Source organism: Kumtagia ephedrae, from assembly GCF_003012745.1.
Classification (GTDB): domain Bacteria; phylum Pseudomonadota; class Alphaproteobacteria; order Rhizobiales; family Rhizobiaceae; genus Kumtagia; species Kumtagia ephedrae.
The window spans coordinates 21,194-38,867 of record NZ_PXYK01000020.1; the positions used below are offsets into that span (position 1 = coordinate 21,194).

Sequence of the window (17,674 nt, forward strand, 5' to 3'; positions counted from 1 at the left end):
GGACGATGGAGATCCTGCGATTCATGGTCGAGAACCTCGGCCTGATCGGCGAGCGGGCGGTGGAGCATATCTCCATCGTCTTCGTGGCGGTCACCATAGCCGTGGTCACGGCCGTGCCGATCGGCATCGCCATCACCCTGTCGAAGAGCGCGGCCGACGTCGTGCTCTACTTCGCCTCGATGATGATCACGGTGCCGTCGATCGCGCTGTTCGGGCTGATGATCCCGCTGCTGTCGCCGATCGGCCATGGCATCGGCTACGTCCCGGCGGTGATCGCCGTCATCCTCTATTCGCAGCTGCCGATCATCCGCAACACCTACACGGCCATCGCCAATGTCGACCCGGCGCTACGCGAGGCGGCCAGGGGCATGGGCATGAGCACCTTCCAGCGGCTGCGCCAGGTCGAGATTCCCCTGGCCGTTCCGGTCATCATGGCCGGCATCCGCACCGCCGTCGTCATGAACATCGCCGTCACCGCCATCGCCGCCTATATCGGCGCCGGCGGCCTCGGCACCTTCATCTCGCGCGGCATCAGCCAGTCGGACCCGCGCCAGCTCGTCACCGGCGCCGTCGCCGTGTCGCTGCTCGCCATCGCCGCCGATCTCTTCCTTGCGCTTGTCCAGCGGCTGCTCACCTCGAGGGGCATCGCCAGCGAGGCGCCGGCATGATCAGGCTGGAGCACCTGACAAAAGTCTTCGGCGACCCGCAGCGCGGCGTTCTCGCCGTCGACGACGTCAGCCTCGAGCTGCCGGCCGGCGAGATCTGCGTGCTGCTGGGGCCGTCCGGCTGCGGCAAGACGACCACCATGAAGATGATCAACCGGCTGATCGAGCCGACGAGCGGCAGGATCTTCATCGACGGCCGCGACACCACCCAGACCGACCCGATCCGGCTCCGCCGCTCGATCGGCTACGTCATCCAGCAGATCGGCCTGTTTCCCAACAAGACCGTCGCCGACAACATCTGCGTCGTTCCCGACCTGCTCGGCTGGGACCGCAGGAAGGCGCGCAAGCGGGCCGGCGAGCTCCTGGAGCTGGTCGGCATGGCGCCCGCCACCTTCCTCGACCGCTTTCCGAAGGAGCTGTCCGGCGGCCAGCAGCAGCGCGTCGGCGTCTTGCGGGCGCTCGCCGCCGACCCGCCGGTCATGCTGATGGACGAGCCGTTCGGCGCCATCGACCCGATCAACCGCGAGGTGATCCAGGACGAGTTCTTGCGCATGCAGCAGACGCTGCGCAAGACCATCATCTTCGTCTCGCACGACCTCGACGAGGCGGTGAAGATGGCCGACAAGATCGCCATCTTCCGCGCCGGCCGGCTGGAGCAGTTCGCCAGCCCGGACGAATTGCTCGCCCGGCCGGCCAACGGCTTCATCGAAAGCTTCCTCGGCTCCGACCGGGCGCTCAAGCGCCTGCGCCTCGTCACGGTCGCCGACGCCATGGTCGCGGGGCACGACGCAGTCCGAGGCGACGATCCACTTGACCGGGCGGCCGAGCTGATCCGCGCGTCGGGCCATCCCGGCGTGGTCGCCGTCGATGCCGAAGGCCGCCCCGAGGGCTGGTTTTCGCTTCCGGACGGCGGCGGCTCCACGGCAAGCCGGCAGCCGCTGCGCGCCACCGTCTCCACAGCGACCGACCTGCGCAACGCCGTGGCGCTGATGTTCGCGCACGACATGCCGCTGCTGCCCTGCGTCGACGATGCCGGCAAGCTGGCGGGCGTGCTCACCTACCGCTCCGTCGTGAAGAGCCTCGCCACCGGGGCGCCGGAATGAGCGAGGCCGCGACCCGGACCCTGCAGGCACCCGGCCGCCTCGCCGCCCCGGCCGGGCCCGCATCGGCCGGCCAGATACCCCCACCCCTAACCCCTCCCCACAAGGGGGAGGGGGACTTTGCGGCCGCCATGCCGCGCAAAACCGTTGACGAATGGGGCTTGGCCGAGACGCAGCCAGATCCCCCTCCCCCTTGTGGGGAGGGGTTAGGGGTGGGGGTAAACCCCTATGCGGTTACCCTGCCCACAAGAGCAACACTGCCACCGGCCTTCCTTGTCTGGCTGGTCATCGCCCTGGCGCTGGCGTGGTGGCTCTGGTCCAGCAGCATGCCGGCCGAGATCCTCACCTATTGGGAGGACATCACCTATCTCGCCGTCCAGCATATCGAGTTGGTCGCATGGTCCGGCGGTCTGGCCATTCTCGTCGGCGTCCCGGTCGGCATCGTGCTGTCGCGCCCGGCGCTGCGGAAGGTTTCCGAGGCCGCGCTGCAGATCTTCAATCTCGGCACCACCATCCCGACGCTTGCCATCCTGGCGCTGTCGATGTCGGTGCTCGGCATCGGCACGGTGCCGGCGATCTTCGGCCTGTGGGCGGCGACGCTGCTGCCGATCGTACGCAACACCTATACCGGCCTGCGCGCCGTGCCGGCCCATCTCGTCGAGGCCGCGCACGGCATGGGCATGACGCCCGCCCAGGTGCTCTGGCGCGTCGAGTTGCCCAATGCCTTGTTCGTCATCTTCGGCGGCATCCGCACCGCGCTCGCCATCTGCGTCGGCTCGGCTCCGCTGGTCTTCCTGATCGGCGCCGGCGGCCTCGGCGAGCTGATCTTCACCGGCATCGCGCTCGACGAGCTGCCGATGATGCTCGCCGGCGCGATTCCCACCGCGCTGATCGCGGTCATCACCGACTTCGTCGTCGGCCGGCTGCAATTCCATCTCGTTCCGCGAGGCATCAACCCGCTGCGCTGACGCGGGCGGAAACAAGTCAACCAAAAGGGGAGTAAAATGGGAGCTTTTCTGAAAAAACTCGGAGCTTTTTCGAAATTTGTCGGCGGTCTTGCTTCCGCTATGGCGGTTTTCGGACTGGCACATACCGCCACGGCGGCCGAGCTGACGGTCGGCGGCAAGGCTTTTACCGAGCAGCTGATCATCGCCGAGATGACGAAGCAGCTGCTGGAGAGCAAGGGCCACACCGTCGACAAGAAGGACGGCATGGGCACCAAGATCGTCCGCGCCGCCCTGGAGAACGGCGAGGTCGACCTCTACTGGGAATATACCGGAACCTCGCTGATCACCTTCAACAAGGTCACCGAGAAACTGTCGCCCGAGGACACCTATGCGCGGGTGAAGCAGCTCGACGGCGAGAAGGGCCTGGTCTGGCTGAAGCCCTCCAAGGCCAACAACACCTACGCCATGGTGGTGCGCGGCGACAATCCGAAGACGGACGGCATGGCCACCGTCTCCGACCTCGCCGCCGCCTACAATGCCGGCACGGCGGTTACGCTCGGCACCACGGCCGAGTTCCCGAAGCGCGAGGACGGCCTGATCGGCCTGCAGAAGACCTACGGCTTCGAGGCCGGCCGCGCCAATGTCCGGCCGATGGATCTCGGCCTCGCCTACAACGCGCTCGCCAATGGCGATCTCGACGTCGTCTCGGCCCAGGCCACCGACGGCCAGATCGCCGCCATGAAGCTGAAGCTGCTCAAGGACGACAAGGGCTTCTTCCCCGACTACGCGCTCACCCCGGTGGTGCGCAAGGAGGTGCTCGACGCCAATCCCGACCTGCAGGCCATCCTGGAATCGCTCTCGGCAAAACTCGACGACAGCGTCATGCAGCGGCTGAACGCCGAGGTCGACGTCGACAGGAAGACGGTCGAGGCCGTCTCCACCGGTTTCCTCAAGGAAAGCGGCCTGATGTGAGCGAGCCCGGCGGGGTGGCCGTGCCGCCCCGCCATTCCGACGACAGCGAACCGTGATCGGAGGATCCAATGACGAAGATGATGCTGACCGACAGACCGCTTCATCCGCAGGCCCCGGCGGTGGCGGAGGGTTTCAGGACGGGCAAGGTGAACCGGCGGGAGTTTTTCGCCACCATGGCGGCGCTCGGCGTCAGCGCGTCGGGTGCCTTCGCCCTCGGCGGGCTGGCGCCGACGCCCGCGGCGGCGCAGGAGCCGCAGCGCGGCGGCGTGCTGCGGGTCGCCATGAACGTCAAGGGCTGGCGCGACCCGCGCACCTTCGACGGCGTAGAGATGTCGAACGTCGCCCGCCAGTGCAACGAATACCTCGTGCGCTGGAACCGCGACTTCACCTTCGAGCCGTGGCTGCTCGAAAGCTGGGAGGTCAGCGACGACGCCAGGGAGCTGACGCTGCATGTCCGGCAGGGCATCGCCTGGTCGAACGGCGATACCTTCAACGCCGACGACGTCATCCACAACCTCACCCGCTGGTGCGACGCGACGGTGGAAGGCAACTCGCTCGCCGGGCGCATGGGCGGGCTCGTCGACCCGAACACCAGGAAGGCGCTGGACGGCGCCATCGAGCGGGTCGACAACTACACGGTACGGCTGAAGCTGCCGCAGCCCGACATCTCGCTGATCCCCGGCATGGCCGATTATCCGGCGCTCATCATGCACCGCAGCTATGACGGCGAGACCGATCCTCTGAAGGCGCTGGCGATCACCACCGGCCCATGCGAGCTGGTGCGCTGGGACACCGAGGTCGGCGCCGAAGTCCGCCGCAAGGACAAGTGGTGGAAGGGCGACTTCCTGCTCGATGGCGTGCAGTGGACGGATTACGGCTCCGATCCCAACCCGATGTTCTCGGCCTTCGAATCCGGCGAGATCGACACCAACCACGAGACCTCCACCGACACCGTCTCACAGGCCGAGGCGCTCGGGCTCGCCAGTTCCGAGATCGCCACCGGCTCGACCATCGTGGCCCGCTTCAACGTCACCAACGCGCCCTATGACGACCAGCGGGTGCGTCGTGCCGCGCAGCTCGCAGTCGACAACGCCGCGGTAGTGAAGATCGGCCTGGACGATCGCGGCGTTCCGGCGGCCAACCACCACGTCGGGCCGATGCATGAGGAATATGCCGACATCGGCCCGCATGTCCGCAATGTCGAGGAGGCGAAGAAGCTGCTCGAGGAGGCGGGCAAGAGCGGTCACGAATACGAGCTGATCTCGGTCGACGTGGAATGGCAGAAATCGTCCGCCGACGCCATCGCCGGGCAGATGCGCGAGGCCGGCCTGAAGATCAAGCGCACCGTGCTGCCGGCCGCCACCTTCTGGAACGACTGGAACAAATATCCCTTCTCCTGCACCGAATGGCTCGGGCGGCCGCTCGGCGTGCAGGTGCTGGCGCTGGCCTATCGCTCGGGCGGCGCCTGGAACGAGAGCGGCTATTCCGATCCGGAGTTCGACAAGCTGCTGGAGCAGGCGCTGGCAACGCCCGACGCCGGCAAGCGCCGCGAGCTGATGGCGAAGATCGAGCAGAACCTCAGGGATTCCGGCGTCATCATCCAACCCTACTGGCGCAAGGTCTACCGCACCTACCGGGAAGGCGTGCATGGCTGCGACCAGCATCAGGCGCTGGAGCAGCATTGGGACAAGGCCTGGATCGAGCAGGCGTAGACGACGATGCGGCCGTCGGAGGCACCCGACTATCGGAAACGGATGGATGCCGAGACCCGGGCCTTCATCGACCGCATCGATGCCTTCTATCCGCCCGAGGCGATCGGCCTGCCGATCGAAGAGAACCGAGCGATCTACAACCGGATGAGCCGCGCCTTCCACGCCGGCCGTCCGGCCGGTGTGACGGCCGAGACCGACTCCATGGAGGCTGGTGGACACGCCATTCCGGTTCGCATCTATCGACGCGACGCGCCGGACAAGGCGGCCGTCGTGCTCTATTTTCACGGCGGCGGCTTCATCCTCGGCGGCCTCGACAGCCATGACGACATCTGCGCCGATCTTTGCGCCGGCACCGGCTTTGCCGTGGTCTCGGTCGACTACCGGCTGGCGCCGGAGCATACCGGCACAGCCGCTTTCGACGACGCGGTCTCCGCCTACGAATGGGCCACGAAAACCTTCCGTCGGCCGGTCGTGCTCGTCGGCGAATCCGCCGGCGGCACGCTGGCGGCGTGCCTTGCCCATCATCTGCGCGGTCATGGGTCGGCGCCGGCCGGCCAGGTGCTGGTCTATCCGATGCTCGGCGGCGACGAGAGCAAAGGCTCTTATGTCGTCCATGCCGAAGCGCCGCTGCTGTCGGCCCGCGACGTCGCGGTCTACAAGAACATCCGCACCGGCGGCGAGGATACCTCCGGCGACCCGCGCTACCTGCCGCTCGCCGACAGCGACTTCTCCGGCCTGCCGCCCACGATCATCTTCACCGCCGAATGCGACCCGCTGTCCTCCGACGGCGAGGCCTATCGCGACCGCCTGCTTGCGGCCGGCGGCAAGGCGCTGTGGCACGAGGAGAAGGGCCTGCCGCACGGCTACCTCCGCGCCCGCGCTACCGTGGCGCGCGCTCGCGACAGCTTTATTCGTATCGTTCAGGCGGTCGACGCGCTCGGCAGGAGCGAGCGGGCGGGATGAGAGTCGTTTCCCCTCCCCTTGAAGGTCATGCGATCGGATACGGTCAATCGCCGAGGGCGCGACCTCTCGCTACCCCCACCCCTAACCCCTCCCCTCAAGGGGGAGGGGGACTGGCTGGCCTCACCGCCGGGCGCCAATCGTCGATGGTTTCGCGTGGCATAGCGGCCGCAAAGTCCCCCTCCCCCTTGAGGGGAGGGGTTAGGGGTGGGGGTAATTCCGTCCAACGTCCCGTCTCAACGGAAGGGGTGCCCTCAGCGGCAGAACCCCTCAGGCCTCCCACCATCAACCAAACGGCGGCTCCCCTCCGCCACCACTGAAGGAACCCAAGCGTGGTCAAGATTTCCAACGTCCGGGTGAGGCCGCTGGTGCTGCCGCTGAAGCAGCCCTACCACTGGTCCTACGGCATTCGCCAGACCTTCGCCGTCAACCTGATCGAGATCGAGGCCGACGACGGCACCGTCGGCATCGGCGAATGCACGGTGGCGCCGGACCAGGGCGGCACCGCGGCCATCCTGAAGCGCCTCGCCGCGCATCTGGTCGGCCAGTCTCCCTATGACGTCGTGCCCTTGCTGTCCCGCATCTTCCATCAGGAATATCTCGGCCACGGCGCCAATCTCATGCGCGCCGCCAACCAGATGTTTTCGGGCATAGACATGGCGATGTGGGATCTGCAGGGCCGGCTGGCAAAGCTGCCCGTCCATCGCCTGCTCGGCGGCGCCCACCGCAAGGCCGTCGGTTATTTCTACTTCCTCCAGGGCGAGACGGCGGAGGAGCTCGCCCGCGACGCGGCCGGCGCTCATGCCGCCGGCGAGCGCGTCTTCTACCTGAAGGTCGGGCGCGGCGAGGCGCTGGACCTTGAGATCGTCGCGGCGGTGCGCCGGGAGATCGGCGGGGCGCGGCTGCGCCTCGACGCCAACGAGGCCTGGGGCGTGCACGAGGCCATCACCATGTGCCGCAAGCTCGAAAAATTCGACATCGAGTTCATCGAGCAGCCGACGGTAAGCTGGAGCATCCCGGCCATGGCGCAGGTGCGCGAATCCGTCGGCATCCCGATCGTCGCCGACCAGTCGGCCTTCACGCTCCACGATGTCTACGAGATATGCCGGCAGCGCGCCGCCGACATGATCTGCATCGGCCCGCGGGAGATCGGCGGCATCCAGCCGATGCTGAAGGCGGCGGCGGTGGCCGAGGCGGCGGGGCTGAAAATCTGCATCCACTCCTCCTTCACCACCGGCATCACCACCTCGGCCGAGCACCATATCGGCCTGACGATCCCCAATCTCGACGATGGCAACCAGATCATGTGGCAGCTGGTTGGCAAGGACATCGTCGCTTCGCCGGACCTTGCGCCGAAGAACGGCTGGCTCGACGCCTTCCAGCAGCCCGGCCTCGGCTTCACGCTGGACGAAAACCTGATTGCCGAGGGCGAGCGCCGCTTCCAGGCATCGCGGCAAGGCTGACCATGGCCGCCGTCACCGCCGCCGAGATCGAGCGAACCGCCCGCGCCGCCCTCGTCCGCGCCGGCACACTGCCCGAGAACGCCGCGCCGGTCGCCCGCGCCATCGCCCGCGCCGAGGCCGAGGGCAATTTCGTCTGCGGCCTGTTCTACCTGCCGATCTTCTGTGCGCACCTTGCCTGCGGCAAGGTCGACGGAAAAACGGTGCCGGCGATCGAGCGCGCGGGCGCGGCGATCCGCGTCGATGCCCGCCACGGCTTCGCCCATCCGGCGATCGAGACGGGGCTGCCGCACCTGGCCGAGGCCGCCCGGCAATTCGGCATCGCGGCGCTGGCGGTGCGCAACTCCTACAACTGCCTGGCGCTCGCGCACCACGTGACGCCGCTGGCCGAGCGCGGGCTGATCGGCCTCTGCGTCGCCAACGCGCCGGCTTCGGTCGCCCCGCCCGGCGCGCGGGCGCCGCTCTTCGGCACCAATCCGCTCGCCTTCGCCGTTCCGGCGCCCGACGGCCCCATCGTCGCCGACCAGAGCATGAGCGCGGTGACGAAGACGGAAATGGTGATGCGCCGCGACCGCGGCGAGCCGATCCCGCTCGGCTGGGCGCAGGATCGCACGGGCGCGCCGACCACCGACGCCGCCGAGGGGCTTCTCGGCTCGCTGCTGCCGAGCGGCGGCCAGAAGGGCGCCAACATCGCGCTGCTGGTCGAGATCCTCGCCGCCGCGCTCACCGGCTCGAAGCTCGGCGTCGAGGCGAGCATGTTCGGCGACGACAAGGGCGGCCCGCCCGGCACCGGCCAGTTCATCCTGGCGATCGACCCGGCCCGCTTCGGCAATGACGGCTTCGCCGAAAGTCTTGCCCGGCTGGCCGAGCGTTTTGCCGACGCCGGCGTGCGCCTGCCCGGCCGCGGTCGCGCCGCGCGGACGGACTGGGGCGAGACGGAGAGGGGGCGCTCAGCGACCTTCGCCGAGCAGTCTTCTCTACGTGAACGTGCAAAAAGCCCCGCCTACCGCCGCTCTTCCCTGAGATGCGGCTGGCCGAGCGCGCGCGGCTCGTCGAAGCGGTTCTGCGCGCCCGCTCTCAGGCTCGCCCACACCATGACGGCAAGCGTCGCCACATAAGGCGTCATCAGCACGAAATATTGCGGCACCTGCAGGCCGACGGCGGCGATGCGCGGGATCAGCGCCTCGATGCCGCCGAACAGCACCGCGCCCGCCAGCGCCCGCCATGGCTGCCAGCGCGCGAAGATGACCAGCGCGATGGCGATCCAGCCGCGCCCGCCGGCCATGCCGTCGACCCACAGTTTTGCGACGCCGACCGACAGGTAGCCGCCGGCGAGCCCGACCAGCGCGGCACCGACCATGATCGCGCCGTAGCGGTAGAGCGCGACATTGACGCCGGCCGCATCCGCCGCGTCCGGGCCGTCGCCGACGGCGCGCAGCCTGAGGCCGACCATGGTGCGCGACAGCACATAGGTGACGGCGAGGAAGATCGGCACCGTCAGGTAGACGACGATGTCCTGCGAGAACAGGATCGGCCCGACCACCGGAAGGTCGGACAGCGGCCCGAGATCGAGCCGGCCGAGCCCCTCCACCGGCCGGTTGGTCCAGCCCTGCTTCGCCGCGATCAGCCCGGTCAGGCCCTGCGCCAGGAAGACGATGGCGAGCCCGGCGATCACCTGGTTGACCCGGAGCGTCACCGTCATCGCGGCGAACACCAGCGACAGCGCCGCGGCGGCCAGCGCCGCGACCAGCAGCGCCGCGAACGGATGCCCGCCCATGACCAGGAACGCGCCGGCGCCGGCCATGGCGCCCGTCAGCATGAAACCCTCGGCGCCGAGCGACAGCACGCCGGATTTCTCCGTCACGATCAGGCCGAGCGCGGCCAGCGCGAACGGCACGGCGAAGGCCGGCACGTTGGCGATCCAGTTGATCAGGAAGTCGGCCATCGAGCTATCTCACCAGCCGGATGCGGAAGCGGATGAAGAATTCCGAGGACGCGACCGCGATCACCATGACGGCCTGGATCAGCTGAACCATCGAGCCCGGTATCTGGTAGAACACCTGCAGGCTCTGGCTGGCGACGAACAGGGTGGCCACGAACAGCGCCACCAGCACCGCGCCGAGCGGATTGTTGCGCGCCATGAAGGCGATCAGGATGCCGGAAAATCCGTAGCCGACGAAAAAGCTCTGCGTCATCCGGTATTCGACGCCGGCGCTGACGGCGAAGCCGGCGACGCCCGCCAGCGCCCCCGACAGCAGCGCCGCGCCCAGCGTGACCGCCACCACCGGCAGGCCCATCGCCGCCGCCATCTTCGGATTGGCGTGGATGACGCGCGTGAAGAAGCCGACGCGGCTGACATTGAGCAGCCACCAGCAGAGCGCCGCCAGCACCAGCGCCAGCGGCAGCGCGTAAGTCAGCGTCTGCCAGCCGATCGGCGCCAGCCGCTCGGCCGCGTCGAACTGCTGCGAATAGGGGAAGCTGCTGCGCGGATCCTTCCAGGGGCCGTAGAGCAGATGCAGCAGAAGATTGAAGGCGACGTAGTTCAAGAGCAGCGTCGAGATGATCTCGTTGACCGACAGTCTTATGCGCAGCAGCGCCGGCAGCAGCATCCAGGCCAGGCCGCCGAGGGCGGCCGCCAGCGTCATCAGGCCGAGCCGCGCCCACTCCGGCCCGACGTCGCCGATGGCGACCGCGGTGGCGGCGATCGAGCCCATGATCATCTGGCCCTCGATGCCGATGTTCCAGAAGCGCACGCGGAAGGCGACCGCCGCGGCGAGCCCGGCGATCAGCAGCGGCGCCGCCTGGGTGAGCACGGCCGAGACGTTCTGCGCATTGGTGAAGATGGCGACGACGAACTCGTTGGCGAGCTCGGCAAAGCCGATGCCCGAGGCCATCAGGATCAGCGCCGAGACGGCGAGGCCGGCGAGCACGCCGCCGGCCAGCACCAGCGCCTGGTACCAGCCCGGCGCATGCTGCCGGCTTTCCAGGCCGAGCCGGCCGATGCGGGCGCGGTTCGTGTTGCCGGCTTCCTCCGGCTTGGAGAGGATCGCCATGTCGCGGTGCCCGATGTCAGCCATGATGCACCATGGCGGTGCCGATCGCCTGGCGGTCGGCCGGCGTGTCGAACTCCCGGACGATGCGGCCGCCGCTCATCACGCCGATGCGGTCGGACAGAAGCATCACCTCGTCGAGATCCTCGCTGATCAAGAGCACCCCGGCGCCGGCGTCGCGCGCCTCGCGCAGGCGGCGGTGCACCGCGCCGGCGGCGCGCATGTCGAGGCCGCGGCTAGGGCTGTGGGCGACGACGATGCGCGGCTGCGACGCGAACTCGCGGGCGATCACCAGCTTCTGCGCATTGCCGCCGGACAGCAGCGACGCCTTCTGCCGCAGCCCGCGCACGCCCTGCACCTCGAAGGCGCTCACGGCGGTCGCGGCCTGCGCCTGCGCGGCGCGGCCGTCGACCCGCATCCAGCCGCCGAGGCCCCCTGAACGCACCGCCTGGACGGCATAGTTGTCGGCGACCGAGAGTTCGCCGGCGAGCCCGTAGGTCTGGCGGTCGGCAGGAATGGAGGCGAGGCCGAGGTCGCGGCGCCGGCTGGCGCCGTCATGGGTGACGTCGCCGGTGCCGTCGATCGCGATGCGGCCCTGCACCGGCTTGCGAACGCCCATCAGGATCTCCGCCAGCTCCGTCTGGCCGTTGCCGCCGACGCCGGCGATGCCGTAGATCTCGCCGCGGCGCAGCGCGAAGCTGGCATCCGCGAGCACCCGGTGGCCGTCGGCGCGGCAGCCCGCGACGCCTTCCAGCGTGAGGATCGGCTCGCCGACGTCTCGCGCCGGATGCCGCTTCTCCGCCACGAGCTCGCCGACGATCATGGACGTCAGCTCGGCCACCGTGCGCGCCTTCGGATCGGCGGTGGCGATGGTGCGCCCGCCGCGCATCACCGTGACCCGGTCGGCGAAGCGCTTCACCTCGCCGAGCTTGTGCGTGACCAGCACGACCGCCGCGCCCTGCGCCGCCAGCTGGCGCATCATGCCGAGCAGCGCCTCGGCCTCCTTGTCGGTCAGCACCGCGCTCGGCTCGTCGAGGATGAGGATGCGCGCGCCCTCCACCAGCACCTTGAGGATTTCGACGCGCTGCTGCTCGGCGACCGACAGCGCGCCGACCGGCCGCCTGAGGTCGACCTGGAAGCCGATCGCCTCGGCCTGCCGGCGGATCGCCTGCTCCACGGCGGCGGCGCCGGCAAAGCGCCCCTTGCCGCAGGCGAGCAGGATGTTCTCGACCGCGCTGAAGGCCTTCACCAGCTTGTAGTGCTGGTGCACCATGCCGATGCCGAGCCGCTTCGCCGCCACCGGGCCGTCGATCGCCACCTCGCGCCCGTCGACGCGGATGACGCCGCTGTCCGGCCGGTAGAGGCCGGCGGCGACGTTCATCAGCGACGATTTTCCGGCGCCGTTCTCGCCGAGCAGCGCATGCACCTCGCCGGCCGCGACCGAAAACGACGCGCCGGCAAGCGCCGGGAAGCCGTCAAAGCTCTTCGACACTGCCGCAAGGTCGAGCGCCGGCTGTGTCATGGCGATGGCACCATGGAACGGCGGGAGTTTTCCGCCATTGCCTGCTTGCCATGCCCCCTCTGGCGGAGGCAATCGTATATGAGTTTACCCCCACCCCTAACCCCTCCCCACAAGGGGGAGGGGGACTTTGCGGCCATGTCGAGCGACATCGTCAATGATTGGCGTCTGGCAGAGACGCAAGCCGGTCCCCCTCCCCCTTGTGGGGAGGGGTTAGGGGTGGGGGTATCCGGCCGGACAACGCTTCTGGATATCCCATGTTCAACTATGCTGCCCTTGTGGGGAAGGTAAACCGGCCGAACAATTGTCATCGCACGCCGCCGCACGTCACTTCTGGCTGATCACGCCGTCGACATACCAGTCCATGCCCCAGAGCTCGGCGTCGCCGAGCGTTGCGCCGGCGGCGACGCGCTCCTTGCCGTCGCGGTCCTTCAGCGGTCCGGCATAGACCTGCAGCTTGCCGTCGACGATCTCCTGGCGCACCGCCTTGACCTTCTCCGCCACCTCCTTCGGCACGGCGTCGCCGCAGCAGGCGATGTCGGTGCCGCCCTCCTTGATGGAGAGGAAGGCGCCGTAGGGGCTGGGCTCCCAGGTACCGGTCTCGATCTTCTTGATCTCGGGGATGAGGAAGCGGTCCCACACCCAGACGGAAGAGCACTGCGTCGCCTTCGGCGCGAACTCGCCGAGGTCGCGATGGTGGCCGGTGCCGAAGACGCCCTTCTCCTGCGCCACCAGCTGCGGCGCCGGCGTGTCGACATGCTGGCCGATGACGTCGATGCCCTGCTCGATCAGCGCCTCGGTGGCGGCGCGCTCCTTGACCGGATCGTTCCAGGCGCCGGTGTAGACGACCGTCACCGTAGCGTCCGGATTGACCTGCCGGGCGCCCAGCGCATAGGCGTTGACCGTCCAGTTGACGAGGCCGAACGGATTGGCCGCGACGAAGCCGAGCTTGCCGCTCCTGGAGGCGCCGGCCGCCGCCATGCCGCACAGATACTGGCTCTCATAGGTGCGGCCGTAAAAACTCTCCAGGTTCGGCCCGTTGGTCGTGCCGGCCGGGTTGAGGAAGGCGACCTCCGGATATTTCTCGGAAAGCTCCTTGAAGGTGTCGGAGTAGCCGAAGGCCGAGCCGATGATGACGTTGTAGCCGCGCTGGATCAGCAGCTCGACCGCCGGGCGGATGGCGGTGGCGTTCTCCGGCACGTTCTCCACCACGGGGATGGTGAGACCCATCTCCTTCTCCATGCGCTGGCGCGCCTCGTCGAGCGCCTGCGACCAGCCGCCGTCGTTCTTCTGCGAGAAGATCACCATGGCGATCTTGGGCGGGCCGCCGAGCTTGAAGGCGGCGCTGGCGGGTGCGGCTGCCGCGGCGACGCCGAGCAGGCCGAGGGCGAGCGTGGTCCTGAAGTTCCTGATCATGATGTTCCCCTTTGTTCCGGCCCCGCTTCGGCTGGGCTCTTTTCATCGATCCGCGCCGGCGGGCGCGGCTGGTCCAATTCAGGCGGCCGCCAGCGCGGCGTGGATCATGCTCGGCGTCAGCGGCACCTGGTGGAAGCGTCCGGCGCCGAACGGCCTGAGCGCGTCCTCGACGCCCGAGGCGATGACCGCGCCGACCGGGATGCAGCCGGCCTCGCCGACGCCCTTGACGCCGAGCGGGTTCAGCGGCGACGGCGTCTCCAGGTGCAGGATCTCGACCTGCGGCACCTCGGTGGCGTAGGGCACCAGGAAGTCGACGAAATTGGCGTTGACCAGGTTGCCGTCGCTGTCGAATTCGATGCGCTCGTACATCGCCCCGCCGATGCCCTGGGCGATGCCGCCCATCACCTGGCCTTCGACGATCATCGGGTTGATCATGTTGCCGCAGTCGTGGATGCAGACGTAGCGCTTGACCTTCACCGAGCAGAGTTCCGGGTCGACCTCGAGGATCGCGCCGTGCACGCCATAGGCCCAGGTGGCGCAGGCGGGGCTGTAATAGTCGGTCGCCTCGAGGCCGGGGTGCTGGCCCTCGGCCAGCGCCGGGCCGTCGTGGCGGCTCGCCGGCGCGAACTGCGTCGCCGCCTTGGCCGCCTCGTTGAAGGCATAGCGCAGCGGGTTGGTGGCGGTGGCGATCGCCGCCAGCGGCACGGCGCGGTCGGTGCCCTTCACCCAGGCCGCGCCGTCGCGCAGCTCGATGTCGCCGATATCGGCCTCCAGCATGTTGGCCGCCGCCGTCAGCGTCTTCTGCCGCACGATCAGCGCCGACTTGTGGATGGCGTTGCCCGACACCACGGCGGCGCGGCTGGCGAAGGTCGCCACACCCCAGTCGAAGGCTTTCGTGTCGCCCTCGACCAGGATGACGTCCTCGACCTTGACGCCGAGCTGGTCGGCGACGATCTGCGCGAACACCGTGTCGTGGCCCTGGCCCTGCGAGGTCAGCCCGGTGTTGACATAGACCTTGCCGGTGATCGGGTGGATCTTGATGTGGCCGCCCTCATAGGGGCCGAGCCCGGTACCCTCGACGTAGAAGGCCATGCCGAGGCCGAGATGTTTGCCCTCGCGGCGCGCCTTCTCCTGCTCGGCAGCGAAATTGTCGACGTCGAGCCGCTCCGCCAGCATCTCCAGTGCCTTGCCGTACTGGCCGCTGTCCAGGCTGACGGCCAGCCCGTCGGCGAACAGCAGCCCGTCGCGCAGCACCGGGAATTCGGCGTCGGCGATCAGGTTGCGGCGGCGGATCTCGAAGCGGTCGAGGCCGAGCTCGTCGGCGAGCTGGTCCATCGCCCGCTCGATGGCGAAACAGGCCTGCGGCCGGCCGCAGCCGCGGTAGGGCGTGATCGGCACGGTCGGCGTGTAGACCGCCGTGAATTCCACCCAGATGTTGGGGATGCGATAGGGACCGGCGATCGAGGTCGACGCCACCTGCGCTATGGCGATGCCGTAGGGGATGAACGCGCCGGTGTCGTGCAAAAAGCTGTCGCGCAGCGCCACGACCTCGCCGGTCTTTTTGGCGTAGAGCTCGATCGTGTGGATCTGGGTGCGCTCCTGCGAGGAGCCGACGAAATTCTCGCGCCGGTCCTCGATGTATTTGACGGGACGGCCGAGCTGCATGGCGGCGTAGGGCACCAGCAGCTCGTCGGGATAGAACAGCAGCACCTTCTGGCCGAAGCCGCCGCCGACATGCGGCGCGATCACCCGCACCTTGTCCTCGTCGAGCTTCAGGATAGACGCCAGCCCGCCGCGCACCGAGATCGGCGCCTGGGTGCCGTCCCACACCGTCAGCTCGCCGGTGACGCGGTCGAAGGTCGCGGCCACGGCGCGGCATTCCATCGGCGCGGCGGTCGAGCGGTCGACCCGCACCTTGACCCGGGTGACGTGCTCCGCCCCGGCTATCGCCTTGTCCGGATGACCGGATACCTGCACGAAATGCGCTGCGACATTGTTCGGATGCGTCTCGTGCACCAGCGGCGCCTCGTCGAGGATAGCCTTCTCCAGCTCGATCTCGACGTCGAGCGGATCGTAGTCGACGTCGACCAGCGCCGCCGCGTCCTCGGCCGTGTAGCGGTCGACCGCCACCACCATCGCTACCGTCTGCCCGACATAATAGGCGTCGCCGCGCGCCAGCGGCCGCTGCGTGCGGGCATCCTTCATCGACGGATGCGGGATCAGCAGCGGCATCTCGCGGTCGAGCTCGCCGATGGTGTCGCAGGTGTAGACCGCCGCCACGCCGGGATGCGCCGCCGCCGCGGAGATGTCGATCGCATTGATCCTGGCGCGGGCGAACGGGCTGCGCACGAAGGCGACATGCAGCGCCCCGGCCAGCGGGATGTCGTCGACGAACGACCCTTCGCCGCGCAAAAGTTGCGGATCGATGTTGCGCTGGACGCGGGCCCCGAAGGCTCTGGTGGACATCGCCGCCTCCCCTACCGCGCAGCCATGGCATCGGCGGCCTGGCGCACCGCCGCGACGATGTTCTGGTAGCCGGTGCAGCGGCAGAGATTGCCCGACAGCATGTCGCGGATGCCCTCTTCGGAGAGGTCCATCGGCCGGTCGGATTCGAGATTGCTCAAAATGTTCATGATCATGCCCGGCGTGCAGTAGCCGCACTGCAGCGCGTGGCAGTCGCGGAACGCCTCCTGCAACGGGTGCAGGCCGCCGTCCTCGGCAGCTACCGATTCGATGGTGCGCACCTCCGCGCCCGACGCCTGCACGGCGAAGGTCAGGCAGGAGCGCGCGGAAACCCCGTCGATCATCACGGTGCAAGCGCCGCAGACGCCATGCTCGCAGCCGACATGCGTGCCGGTCAGGCCGAGCTCGTGGCGCAGGAAGTCGGAGAGCAGCATGCGCACGCTGACCTCGGCCGAGACCTTCTCGCCGTTGACGGTCAGCGCCACCGCCGCCTTCGGGTCGATGGATGTCGCCGGCAGCCTCGGCCTGATCGTTCCGCGGTTCATGGGCATGTCCTTCACTTCGCTCTCGACGCGGCCTTCACGACGGCGCGCCGCACCAGCGCCGAGAGCAGGTGGCGGCGATAGGCGTTGGTGGCGTGCATGTCGTCCGGCGCGCTGACCGCATCCGTCGCGGCTTCCGCCGCCGCCTTGATCCGCTCAGGCGTGAGTTCGGCCCCTGCCAGTATCTGCTCGGACGCCTCGAGCCGCACCGGCCGCGAGGCGACGCCGCAGGCGGCCAGCGAGACGCGGCCGGCGGACGGCTCGACGATCGCCGCCACCGCCGCGATCGCATAGTCGCCATGGCGGCGCGTGAACTCCTCGAAGGCCCAGCCGGCGCCCTCGGGCAGCACGGGAAAATGCGCCTCGACGACGATCTCGTCGGGCTCGCGCGTCGTCGTCATGTGGAACTGGAAGAATTCCTGCGCCGCGACCTCGCGGCGGCCGCGCGGCCCCTCGGGGACGACGCTGCCGCCGGTGGCCAGAAGCACCATCGGCATCTCGGCGGCCGCGTCGGCATGGCAGATGCTGCCGACCACCGTGCCGCGGTTGCGGATCGGCACATGCGCGACATGCGCCATCGCCTCGCGGATCAGCGGATTGGCGCGAAAGACGGCCTCGTCGAGCTCCAACTCGCGATGCCGGGTCATCGCCCGCACCACGATCCGGCCGTTCTCGATGGAAATGCCCTTCAGCCCGTCGACATGCTGGATGTCGACCAGCCGTGCCGGGCTGGCGAGCCGCATGTTCATGGCCGGGATCAGGCTCTGGCCGCCCGCAAGCACCATGGCGCCCGGATCGCCGGCGAGCATGGCGACCGCGTCCTTGAGCGTGCGGGGCGCGCAATACTCGAAAAGCGGTGGCTTCATGC

15 protein-coding genes are annotated in these 17,674 nt (G+C 68.8%); 8 read left to right on the top strand and 7 right to left on the bottom strand.

Annotated elements, in window-relative coordinates; genetic code table 11:
* The first annotated feature begins 5 nt into the window (after positions 1 to 5).
* From C7I84_RS19580 to C7I84_RS19620, 8 genes are all read left to right on the top strand, one after another.
* Positions 6 to 668, top strand: a complete 663-nt coding sequence (locus C7I84_RS19580) for an ABC transporter permease (protein ID WP_106773907.1) — start codon at positions 6 to 8, stop codon at positions 666 to 668.
* A complete protein-coding gene (locus C7I84_RS19585; protein WP_106773908.1) occupies positions 665 to 1,768 on the top strand; it encodes an ABC transporter ATP-binding protein in 1,104 nt (367 codons plus the stop codon). The genes C7I84_RS19580 and C7I84_RS19585 overlap by 4 nt, the downstream gene beginning before the upstream one ends.
* A 254-nt stretch (positions 1,769 to 2,022) precedes the next feature.
* Positions 2,023 to 2,733, top strand: a complete 711-nt coding sequence (locus C7I84_RS19595) for an ABC transporter permease (RefSeq protein WP_342587173.1) — start codon at positions 2,023 to 2,025, stop codon at positions 2,731 to 2,733.
* A 99-nt stretch (positions 2,734 to 2,832) separates the two neighbouring features.
* The gene (locus C7I84_RS19600) at positions 2,833 to 3,684 is read left to right on the top strand and encodes a glycine betaine ABC transporter substrate-binding protein (protein WP_106773910.1); all 852 of its coding nucleotides are present in this window, start codon (positions 2,833 to 2,835) and stop codon (positions 3,682 to 3,684) included.
* A 68-nt stretch (positions 3,685 to 3,752) separates the two neighbouring features.
* Positions 3,753 to 5,396, top strand: coding sequence for an ABC transporter substrate-binding protein (locus tag C7I84_RS19605; RefSeq protein ID WP_106773911.1), 1,644 nt, complete (start codon positions 3,753 to 3,755; stop codon positions 5,394 to 5,396).
* A gap of 42 nt (positions 5,397 to 5,438) precedes the next feature.
* Positions 5,439 to 6,359: an alpha/beta hydrolase gene (locus tag C7I84_RS19610; protein WP_245428509.1), complete on the top strand. Its 921-nt coding sequence runs from the start codon at positions 5,439 to 5,441 to the stop codon at positions 6,357 to 6,359.
* A gap of 329 nt (positions 6,360 to 6,688) precedes the next feature.
* Positions 6,689 to 7,819 carry a mandelate racemase/muconate lactonizing enzyme family protein gene (locus C7I84_RS19615; RefSeq protein WP_106773913.1) on the top strand — a complete coding sequence of 377 codons (1,131 nt, stop codon included), beginning with the start codon at positions 6,689 to 6,691 and terminating at the stop codon, positions 7,817 to 7,819.
* Positions 7,820 to 7,821: 2 nt separating this feature from the next.
* Positions 7,822 to 8,934, top strand: coding sequence for an Ldh family oxidoreductase (locus C7I84_RS19620; protein WP_106773914.1), 1,113 nt, complete (start codon positions 7,822 to 7,824; stop codon positions 8,932 to 8,934).
* On the opposite strand, the gene C7I84_RS19625 is transcribed toward C7I84_RS19620, so the two are convergent.
* From C7I84_RS19625 to C7I84_RS19655, 7 genes are all read right to left on the bottom strand, one after another.
* Positions 8,820 to 9,761 carry an ABC transporter permease gene (locus tag C7I84_RS19625; protein ID WP_106773915.1) on the bottom strand — a complete coding sequence of 314 codons (942 nt, stop codon included), beginning with the start codon at positions 9,759 to 9,761 and terminating at the stop codon, positions 8,820 to 8,822. The two genes, C7I84_RS19620 and C7I84_RS19625, sit on opposite strands and share 115 nt — an antisense overlap.
* Before the next feature lie 4 nt (positions 9,762 to 9,765).
* Positions 9,766 to 10,893, bottom strand: a complete 1,128-nt coding sequence (locus tag C7I84_RS19630) for an ABC transporter permease (protein ID WP_106773916.1) — start codon at positions 10,891 to 10,893, stop codon at positions 9,766 to 9,768.
* Positions 10,886 to 12,388 carry an ABC transporter ATP-binding protein gene (locus tag C7I84_RS19635; protein WP_106773917.1) on the bottom strand — a complete coding sequence of 501 codons (1,503 nt, stop codon included), beginning with the start codon at positions 12,386 to 12,388 and terminating at the stop codon, positions 10,886 to 10,888. Before C7I84_RS19635 ends, C7I84_RS19630 begins: the two co-directional genes overlap by 8 nt.
* 324 nt (positions 12,389 to 12,712) lie before the next feature.
* Entirely contained in the window at positions 12,713 to 13,801 is a 1,089-nt protein-coding gene (locus tag C7I84_RS19640; protein WP_106773918.1) for a BMP family ABC transporter substrate-binding protein, read from the bottom strand.
* A gap of 78 nt (positions 13,802 to 13,879) precedes the next feature.
* A complete protein-coding gene (gene cutA, locus C7I84_RS19645; RefSeq protein WP_106773919.1) occupies positions 13,880 to 16,267 on the bottom strand; it encodes an aerobic carbon-monoxide dehydrogenase large subunit in 2,388 nt (795 codons plus the stop codon).
* 11 nt (positions 16,268 to 16,278) lie between these two features.
* Entirely contained in the window at positions 16,279 to 16,809 is a 531-nt protein-coding gene (locus C7I84_RS19650; protein ID WP_106774016.1) for a (2Fe-2S)-binding protein, read from the bottom strand.
* 11 nt (positions 16,810 to 16,820) lie between these two features.
* Positions 16,821 to 17,672: an FAD binding domain-containing protein gene (locus C7I84_RS19655; protein ID WP_106773920.1), complete on the bottom strand. Its 852-nt coding sequence runs from the start codon at positions 17,670 to 17,672 to the stop codon at positions 16,821 to 16,823.
* Positions 17,673 to 17,674 lie beyond the last annotated feature (2 nt).